Source organism: Acinetobacter sp. NRRL B-65365 (assembly GCF_001605865.1).
GTDB lineage: Bacteria > Pseudomonadota > Gammaproteobacteria > Pseudomonadales > Moraxellaceae > Acinetobacter > Acinetobacter vivianii.
This window is the reverse complement of sequence record NZ_LRPD01000009.1, coordinates 163395-172968: the sequence shown is the minus strand read 5'-3', so window position 1 is coordinate 172968 and position 9574 is coordinate 163395. Positions and strand designations below refer to the sequence as shown.

The following is a 9574-nucleotide window of genomic DNA, read 5'->3' as shown; positions in this document are numbered from 1 at the left end:
TGAAAAGTAAAATATTTATTTTTAATAACATCAGCATTAAAACTCATAACAATAATTTCAACATAGATATGTAATAAAAATCATATTAATAATCCGTATAAAAAACTGATTATTGATCAAAAGTAGATATATAAATAAATTTTGATTATTTTCCTGAATATAAAAACATGCCTAAGATAAAAACATCATCCCGCTGATGAATATAAAGGTTATAAAAATGAATGCTCAATTTGATTCTACTCAAACAGTAGAATCTTCCGCCAGTTCTCACGGTTTTTCGACAGATCCACAAGACATCTTGCAGCGTGCGCAACAATATGCGGAAGAAAATGAACTCGATTTTACAGGGAGTATTCCCCCTGCTGAAGCATGGTTTCTGGTTCAAAACGGCCATGCCGTTTTAGTCGATGTACGCACGGCCGAAGAGCGTAAGTTCGTCGGTTATGTTCCTGAAAGTCTTCATGTCGCATGGGCAACAGGCACGTCATTTAATCGTAATCCCCGCTTTGTCAAAGAACTCGATAGCAAAGTCGGAAAAGACCAAACCATCTTGTTGCTCTGCCGTAGTGGGAAACGCTCCGCTTTGGCTGCAACCGCCGCGTTTAGCGCTGGTTTTGCTCAGGTTTATAACGTACTGGAAGGCTTTGAAGGCGATTTAAATGATCAGCAGCAACGTAATCAAAGTAATGGCTGGCGTATCCATCAACTTCCTTGGTTACAAGATTAAGACGGCTGTTTAAATACATACTTATGATTTGTAAGACTTATTTTAAGGAATTCTCGTGAGCCAATGGAAAATAAAGCCTGTCATCGAGGGCTTACAGCAAGCACGCCATGAATGGCGCGAACGCCAGCACAGGATTAAAGAATTCGGTGGCCGCGAGCTTCCCTCCAAGGAGGCACTTAAATCTATTCTGGATGATTTATGTGGCATCCTGTTTCCAATGCGACTGGGGCCAAGCGATCTGCGTCAGGAAACCGAAGATTACTATATTGCTTATACCCTTGATCGTGTCCTGAATGAACTGTTTGTACAAGTCAAACTGGCCTTAAATTATGAAGCTAAAAGTCGGGTCAAACAGATTCCCGTTTCCAGCAATGACAGACTGCTCTATGAACAGCAAGTGGTTTTGGCACAAACCATCGTACAGGACTTTGCCAATACGCTACCTACTATTCGTCGCTTACTGGATGCAGATGTCTGTGCAGCGTATGAAGGTGATCCCGCAGCGCACAGCGTCGACGAGGTACTGCTTTGTTACCCAGGAATCTTGGCGATTATTCATCACCGCGTAGCCCATCAGCTCTATCACAGCGTACCGTTACTGTCCCGAATTATTTCTGAACTGGCACACTCGGCGACTGGAATTGATATCCACCCAGGAGCACAAATTGGCCAAGGTTTCTTTATCGATCATGGCACAGGTGTAGTGATCGGAGAGACATCCGTGATTGGTGAATATGTTCGTATTTATCAGGCTGTCACACTCGGAGCAAAACGGTTTGAACTAAATGATGATGGTGCTTTAAAGAAAGATTATGCCCGTCATCCCATTGTTGAAGACCATGTCGTGATTTATGCAGGCGCAACAATTTTGGGTCGAATCACCATCGGCAAAGGTTCAATTATTGGCGGGAATGTATGGCTTACCCATAACGTTGCAGCAGGCAGCCAGATTCTACAGTCACCAAGTGAGTCTTTACAGAATATTAATGTCTAATTAAATGAAATAAATAAGTGAAATGATTTTGAAAATATAAAACGCGATAAAATTTTATATTGATATTTTAACTGGATAAAAATAACCAATTATTTCCCTATTAAAATATGTATTCAAAAAACCCTTTTGTTTCATTCAATAAATGCGTCATTAAAAATTAATTATTTTTAACAAAGCCAAAACAACAGGAAAAATGATTCATGGCAAAAACCACAGACAAAGTCCAACTTGCGCTTGGAGACCATGCAGCCAGACAGCTTGCAAATGCCACCAAGACCGTTCCACAACTTTCAACCATTACACCGCGTTGGCTCACGCATTTATTGCAATGGATTCCTGTCGAAGCAGGTATTTATCGCGTTAACCGTGTCAATAATACAGATGACATCCAAGTGGCTTGTACACAACGTGATGAAGCGACTTTGCCGCAAACCTTTGTGGATTATGATCCGCAACCCCGTGAATACTTCTTGAATGGAGTTTCAACTGTTTTAGATATTCATACCCGTGTTGCTGATCTGTATAGCAGTCCGCATGACCAGATTAAAGAACAATTACGCTTAACTATTGAAACCATTAAAGAACGTCAGGAAAGCGAATTGATCAATAATCCTGAATACGGTCTATTGGCAAGTGTCGCAGATGAACAACGGATCTCCACATTAAATGGGCCACCAACACCCGATGACTTTGATGATTTACTCCGTAAAGTCTGGAAAGAACCGGGCTTCTTCCTCGCTCATCCAGATGCGATTGGGGCCTTCGGTCGTGAATGTACCCGTCGAGGAGTTCCACCACCAACCATCAGTTTATTTGGGTCGCAATTCATTACATGGCGCGGTGTTCCCCTGATTCCATCAAATAAGATTCCTGTGGAAGATGGTAAAACCAAAATCTTGTTATTGCGTGTGGGTGAAAAACGTCAAGGCGTGGTGGGCCTATTTCAGCCAGGCTTGGCAGGTGAACAATCCCCTGGCCTATCAGTACGCTTTATGGGCATCAACCGCAATGCGATTGCGTCTTATCTGATCTCGCTGTACTGCTCATTGGCGGTATTGACCGAGGATGCCTTGGCTGTGCTCGAAGATGTGGAGGTGGACAAATATCATGACTACCCAGTTAACTACAAGTAATTTAAACAGTCGTCCATCAGGGGCTGAAGTGGATGGTGTTCACCCACCGTCCAACTTCCCAGATGAAGCAACACTTTCACGGCTTGCCTCTGAATTTTTTGCTGCCCGACCAAGTGCTGGTAATGGACATTCTTCTGGTCTAAATCTGGACTTACCCAATGTCGGTACGCCGCCCCATCAACCCCAGCCCGCTGAACCTTTAGCGGCGCTGAGTGGTCGTGCGCCCAATATTGCTTATGAAAAAAGTTTAAATCCTGAATACCCGGAGCATATTCCGAACTATCCAGACTACCCCGAACGCCGTGCGATCGCCTCTGCGCCAGTCGTGGGCGGAGCCAATTTACCACGTCCACCCATTGAACCTAATTTTCCACAGGCCATTCATAGTGCGCCGAATGTCCCTGTGGTTGAACCATCTCGTCCTTCAAGCAGTGAAACTTCACCCTTTTATTTTTTAAAAGATTTTACAACACCAACTTCGTCAAGTTCTGAATTTGATGCTGCCAATTTTGCCGCGGCGCAATCTTTTCAATTGCCTCATGGTGATGCGTTAAAAAGTTTGTTGCAGCAAGATTCTCAAGCTTCAACTCAAGCAAAAAATAACGCCTCTTCAGGCTTTTACTTCTTGGATCTGCCACAACACAATGCGGGTTATGGAAATTATCAACCTTCTCAGCCACAGTTTGTTGCCAATGCCGCTCAGCCCTTGGATATTCAAGCGATCCGTCGTGACTTTCCCATTCTACAAGAACGCGTCAATGGTCGACCTCTGGTCTGGTTTGATAATGCAGCAACCACGCAGAAACCACAAAGCGTGATTGATCGGATTGCCTATTTTTATCAGCACGAAAATTCCAATATTCATCGCGCTGCGCATGAACTGGCAGCACGTGCAACCGATGCCTATGAACATGCACGTAATGTAGTGGCTCGTTTTATTGGAGCAAAATCATCCAAAGAGATCATTTTTGTTCGTGGCACGACTGAAGGCATTAACCTGATTGCCAAGACGTGGGGGGAACAAAATATTGGTGAGGGTGATGAGATTATTGTGTCGCATCTTGAACATCACGCCAACATCGTCCCGTGGTTCCAGTTGACCAAAAAAGTCGGTGCCAAGCTCCGTGTCATTCCTGTGGATGATACTGGTCAAATCATTCTGGAAGAACTACCCAAACTGGTTAATGAACGGACCAAATTGATTTCGATTACCCAAGTGTCTAACGCCTTAGGTACAGTCACCCCTGTGGCTGAGGTAATCAAAATCGCGCATGCCAAAGGTGTCCGCGTCTTGGTCGATGGTGCCCAATCTGTTTCGCATATGCCTACCGATGTCCAAGCAATTGATGCCGACTTCTTTATATTCTCAGGACATAAAGTGTTTGGGCCAACAGGTATTGGTGCAGTGTATGCCAAGCCTGAAATTCTGGAGACCATGCCTGTGTGGGAAGGCGGCGGTAATATGATTCAGGACGTGAGTTTTGAACAAGTGGTCTACCAACCCGCCCCCAATAAGTTTGAAGCAGGCACAGGTAATATTGCCGATGCAGTTGGTCTCGGTGCAGCACTGGAATATGTTGAACGCCTAGGCATTCACAATATTGCCCGTTATGAACATGACTTGCTGGAATATGGTCAGCATGCATTGAGTACGGTTGCAGGCTTAAGGCCGATTGGCACGGCGAAAAACAAAGCCAGTGTAATGTCCTTTACTCTTGCAGGTTATTCGACAGAGCAAGTGGGCAAAGCACTGAATCAGCATGGTATTGCAGTGCGTTCTGGACATCATTGCGCTCAGCCGATCTTGCGTCGTTTTGGAGTAGAACAGACCGTACGTCCCTCTTTGGCCTTTTATAACACCACAGAAGAAATCGACTTATTGGTATCTGTTTTACATCAATTGACCAGAAACAAACGCAGTGCTTAACCACGCTCCAATAAAAAAGACTGCCTTAGTGCAGTCTTTTTATATTCAGGAAAATGCAACGCTCCAGATTAATCGTATTGCAACCACACTCAGGATAACGCCCATCACGCGTTCAAAATACACCCCAAACTCTAAAAAGCGTTTCCGTACAATCGGTTGTGAAAACATGATACTCACCAAGATAAACCATAGCGCATTGACTAAACACATCCAGATGCCATAACCAATTTGGACCTTCAATGGTGTCGCGGGATTCACAATGGTGGTAAAAATCGCCAGAAAGAAAACGGTCGCTTTCGGATTTAACGCATTGGTTAAAAAACCCATGTTAAAGGCTTGGATTAAGCTTGGTTTACCCATTACCTCACCTGCCAGAATATCCAGATTGGCATTCGGTTGACTACGTAAACATTGCCAGCCCAAGTAAATCAAATAAGCAGCACCCGCCACGCGTAGTAACGACATTAACCAGACACTTTGCTGAATCAATACCCCAACACCGACCAAGGTATAAAACACATGTACCGAGATGCCTACACCAATACCAATCGCGGTGATACAACCAATTAAATAGCCATATCGAACACTCTGTCGTACCGTAATAATAAAATCAGGTCCCGGTAAAACAACTGCCATAAAATGGATCAATGCCAAGGCCAGAAACTCATGTCCATACAACTGCCACATTTCATTTAACTCCACATCATGACTACAGGAAAAAGATTGTATTGCGATTTTTAAAGCGCGATAATCCAATCAAAATCCAAATAACTTTTGCGTCATGAGCACAAATCAAAGTCTGGTTCTGTTAAATGAAATGGCAACCTTTGTCAAAGTTGTCGAAACGGAGAGCTTTTCTGAAACAGCGCGTCAGCTTGGTTCAACCCCTTCTGCGGTTAGTCGTGCCATTGCCCGTTTAGAGCGTGCACTAGGCACGCGCTTATTGCATCGCACCACACGGAAACTACGCTTGAGTGAAAGTGGTCAGCAGGTCTATGAGCGCTGTGTGGATCTGGTCAATGCAGCACAAGCGGTCATGGAAAGTTCAGGACAATTTCATATCGAACCACAAGGCGTGATTCGAATCAGCGTACCCAAGGCCGTTGGGCATTTTATGCTGCATCCTCACTTGCCTGAGTTCTTGGCGTTATATCCAAAAATTGATATTCAGTTGCTATTGGAAGACCGTTATATTGACTTGATTGATGACGGTGTAGATCTGGCAATTCGTATTACCGAACAACCGCCCGGTGGATTGATGGGACGTAAACTGATTGATATTGATCATTTGATTTGTGCCACACCTGAATATTTGCAGAAAAATGGCATCCCACAGCACCCCCACGATTTAAAGCAGCATCAATGTATTTATTTGGGTGAACAACCCAATGATTCGAAATGGAAATTCCAGCAGGAACAGAAATCCATTACCGTTGCGGTGCGTGGTCGTTATGCTGCCAATCATACAGGCGTGCGCCTCAGTGCCGCTTTACAACATTTAGGCATTGCCAGTTTGCCGTACTTCGTGGCACGCCATGCTTTGGAACAAGGCACACTGGTTCAGGTCTTACCTGATTGGCATTTTAAAACCCACTACAGCGGTGGCGCATGGTTACTCTATCCACCTACCCGCCATGTTCCGCCTAAACTGAGTGTGTTCATTCAATATCTAGCTGAAAAATTAGCCGCCGAACCCGTCCTTTTTCAGCAAAACAACCCAAGTTAAAAAAATCATTTTCATTTATAAATGAAGCAAAAATAGCAAATAAACCAGCAGCCTATAAAACAACAATAATTTTATTTTTTAATCATTTAACCATAAAAGCTAGAGAGAAATAAAACAATAAAAGCATCTTTATTTCTCATTCGACCAATCAGGTAATGCACAAAAACAGATATTTTTTGCTGCATAAGTTATTTTTCTTCATTTTGGATAATCGCTAATCTAACAACCAAGTTGTTATAACAAGTTTAAGTTCAATGAACCAAACGATTGTAAATAAAGTGAATGGCGAACGTCCGTTGTATGATCAAGTCTATCAGGCCCTGCTGCTGCAGATTGTCGATGGAACTTACAAGATTCATCAGCAGTTGCCGTCGGAAAAAGAACTGAGCGAATTATTTAATGTCAGTCGTATCACCATTCGTCAGGCACTCAATCAACTTCAACTCGAACACTTGATTTACAAAATTCAAGGCAAAGGCACTTTCGTTAGCGCACCGAAAAGCTTTCAGAATATTTCCGAGTTACAAGGCTTTGCCGAAGCCATGACCGATCTGGGACACGAGGTCTTTAACGTAGTCAAAGAATTCCGCTTTATTCCAGCCACACCGCACATTGCCTCGAAATTAAAAATTTCTGTCAACAGCACGGTGGTGGAGATTAAACGGATTCGTTTACTCAATCGTAAGCCCATTTCATTTGAACTGACTTATTTACCCGAAGCGATTGGAACAGCTTTGCAACAGATCAATCTCTCCACTCGCGATGTGTTTTTAGCGATTGAAGAAGATTTATCGATTGCCTTAGGACATGCCGATTTAAATATTGATGCCACGCTTGCTGATGAAGAACTCAGTGAACTTTTGCAAGTTGATGTCCATGCACCGCTATTAAGAGTGGAGCGACTGACTCACGATCATGCAGGACATCCTATTGATTTCGAATATCTCTATTTTTCAGGAGAGCGCTTCCAATACCGTTTAAGAGTAGATCGAAAGCGAAATACCTAAGCAGCATTACTTTGTGAATTAAAACGCACTCAAAAAAAGGTACAACATGAATACGATTACACTGGACTATGACATTGTCGTCATCGGTGGGGGGACGGCTGGCCCAATGGCAGCCATCAAAGCCAAAACAGCCAACCCCAACCTGAGAGTTTTATTAATTGAAAAAGCCAATGTGAAACGCAGCGGCGCAATCTCAATGGGCATGGATGGCTTGAATAATGCCGTGATTCCAGGCTATGCCACGCCTGAGCAATACACCAAGGAAATTACCATTGCCAATGATGGCATTGTTAATCAGGCCACGGTTTACGCCTACGCCAAGCATAGTTTCACCACCATTCAGCAGCTGGATCAATGGGGCGTGAAATTTGAAAAAGATGAAACGGGTGAATATGCGGTCAAAAAAGTTCATCACATGGGCGCTTATGTGCTGCCAATGCCTGAAGGCCATGACATTAAAAAAGTGTTGTATCGCCAACTGAAACGCGCTCAGGTCAAAATTAATAATCGCATTGTCACCACTCGCCTGCTCAAAAATGCAGAAGGCGCCATCAACGGCGTACTGGGTTTTGACTGTCGCAATGGTGATTTCTATGTAATCAAAACCAAGGCTGCGATTTTATGCTGTGGAGCCGCTGGACGTTTGGGCTTGCCTGCATCTGGCTATCTCATGGGAACTTATGAAAACCCAACCAATGCGGGTGATGGTTATGCCATGGCTTACCATGCGGGAGCGGAACTTTCCAATCTGGAATGTTTCCAGATCAACCCACTGATTAAAGATTATAACGGCCCTGCCTGCGCCTATGTAACGGGACCTTTGGGTGGCTATACCGCCAACAGCAAAGGTGAACGCTTTATTGAGTGTGACTACTGGTCAGGTCAAATGATGTGGGAATTTTATCAGGAACTGCAAAGTGGCAATGGCCCCGTGTTCCTGAAAATGGATCATCTGGCGGAAGAAACTATTCAAACCATTGAAGAGATTTTACATACCAATGAACGTCCAAGCCGTGGTCGTTTCCATGAAGGGCGTGGCACAGATTACCGTCAGGATATGGTGGAAATGCAGATTTCAGAAATTGGCTTCTGTAGTGGTCACAGCGCATCCGGGGTGTGGGTCAATGAAAAAGCGGAAACCTCGGTCAAGGGTTTATATAGCGCAGGCGATATGGCAGCCGTTCCACATAACTACATGCTCGGTGCCTTTACCTATGGCTGGTTTGCTGGGGTGAATGCCGCTGAATATGTTGTAGAACAGACAGATTCAGAACTGAATGCAGATGAAATTGAAGCCGAAAAAGCCCGTATTTTTGCCCCATTACACCGTCCAGAAGGATTGTCATCGGAACAGGTGGAATACAAGTTACGCCGTATGGTGAATGACTATTTACAGCCACCGAAAACCCGACAAAAAATTGAGATTGCGTTAAAACGCTTTGAAGAAATTAAAACCGATATTGGGCAAATCAATGCCAGCCATCCACATGAATTGATGCGTGCTGCCGAAGTTGCCGTGATTCGCGACTGTGCCGAAATGGCGGCACGTGCTTCGCTATTCCGTGAAGAAAGCCGTTGGGGACTGTATCACTATCGCGCAGATTGCCCAAAAAAGAATGATCGGGACTGGTTCTGTCATGCACATCTGAAAAAAGATCAGCACGGTGATATGGTCAGCTTTAAAAAAGCGGTTGAGCCTTACCTGATTCCGATTGATGAAGATGAGGCCAATTCATACAACCTGTTGCGGATTAATAAAAAATTAGTGGCTGAAACAACCGAATAAGGAATATCACATGGCATTTATTTTTAAAGAAATTTCACATCGTACGGCCGCACCCGTATTGGTAGATGAAGACAAATGTATTGCGGACAAAGGCTGTACCGTCTGTGTGGATGTTTGCCCGATGGACTTATTGGCGATTCATCCAGACAGTAACAAAGCCTATATGCAATTTGACGAATGCTGGTATTGCATGCCATGCGAGAAGGACTGCCCGACCGATGCCATTCAGGTCAACATTCCATATTTACTTAAATAAGGGGGAACAGCATGAGAT

General features: G+C 44.0%; 9 protein-coding genes. 8 read left to right on the top strand and 1 reads right to left on the bottom strand.

Annotated features, from left to right (window positions below; genetic code table 11):
- The first annotated feature begins 217 nt into the window (after positions 1-217).
- The 4 genes from AWW72_RS06435 to AWW72_RS06420 all read left to right on the top strand — a co-directional run bounded on the left by AWW72_RS06435 (position 218) and on the right by AWW72_RS06420 (position 4781).
- The gene (locus AWW72_RS06435) at positions 218-727 is read left to right on the top strand and encodes a rhodanese-like domain-containing protein (protein ID WP_004771240.1); all 510 of its coding nucleotides are present in this window, start codon (positions 218-220) and stop codon (positions 725-727) included.
- A gap of 55 nt (positions 728-782) precedes the next feature.
- Positions 783-1721 carry a serine O-acetyltransferase EpsC gene (gene epsC, locus AWW72_RS06430; protein ID WP_005256668.1) on the top strand — a complete coding sequence of 313 codons (939 nt, stop codon included), beginning with the start codon at positions 783-785 and terminating at the stop codon, positions 1719-1721.
- A 200-nt stretch (positions 1722-1921) separates the two neighbouring features.
- Positions 1922-2854 carry a family 2A encapsulin nanocompartment shell protein gene (locus AWW72_RS06425; RefSeq protein ID WP_062846777.1) on the top strand — a complete coding sequence of 311 codons (933 nt, stop codon included), beginning with the start codon at positions 1922-1924 and terminating at the stop codon, positions 2852-2854.
- Positions 2829-4781, top strand: a complete 1953-nt coding sequence (locus AWW72_RS06420; protein ID WP_062846776.1) for a family 2A encapsulin nanocompartment cargo protein cysteine desulfurase — start codon at positions 2829-2831, stop codon at positions 4779-4781. The genes AWW72_RS06425 and AWW72_RS06420 overlap by 26 nt, the downstream gene beginning before the upstream one ends.
- A gap of 45 nt (positions 4782-4826) precedes the next feature.
- Here AWW72_RS06420 and AWW72_RS06415 read toward each other — a convergent pair whose 3' ends face one another.
- On the bottom strand, positions 4827-5468 hold the full coding sequence (locus AWW72_RS06415; protein WP_062846775.1) for a LysE family translocator: 642 nt from the start codon (positions 5466-5468) through the stop codon (positions 4827-4829).
- A 94-nt stretch (positions 5469-5562) separates the two neighbouring features.
- Here AWW72_RS06415 and AWW72_RS06410 point away from each other — a divergent pair, with 94 nt between their 5' ends.
- The 4 genes from AWW72_RS06410 to AWW72_RS06395 all read left to right on the top strand — a co-directional run bounded on the left by AWW72_RS06410 (position 5563) and on the right by AWW72_RS06395 (position 9556).
- Entirely contained in the window at positions 5563-6507 is a 945-nt protein-coding gene (locus AWW72_RS06410; protein ID WP_062846774.1) for a LysR family transcriptional regulator, read from the top strand.
- Positions 6508-6761: 254 nt separating this feature from the next.
- Positions 6762-7514: a GntR family transcriptional regulator gene (locus AWW72_RS06405; protein WP_062846773.1), complete on the top strand. Its 753-nt coding sequence runs from the start codon at positions 6762-6764 to the stop codon at positions 7512-7514.
- A gap of 46 nt (positions 7515-7560) precedes the next feature.
- On the top strand, positions 7561-9300 hold the full coding sequence (locus AWW72_RS06400; RefSeq protein ID WP_062846772.1) for a fumarate reductase/succinate dehydrogenase flavoprotein subunit: 1740 nt from the start codon (positions 7561-7563) through the stop codon (positions 9298-9300).
- A gap of 10 nt (positions 9301-9310) precedes the next feature.
- Positions 9311-9556 carry a 4Fe-4S dicluster domain-containing protein gene (locus tag AWW72_RS06395; RefSeq protein ID WP_004771227.1) on the top strand — a complete coding sequence of 82 codons (246 nt, stop codon included), beginning with the start codon at positions 9311-9313 and terminating at the stop codon, positions 9554-9556.
- The last annotated feature ends 18 nt before the right edge of the window (positions 9557-9574 follow it).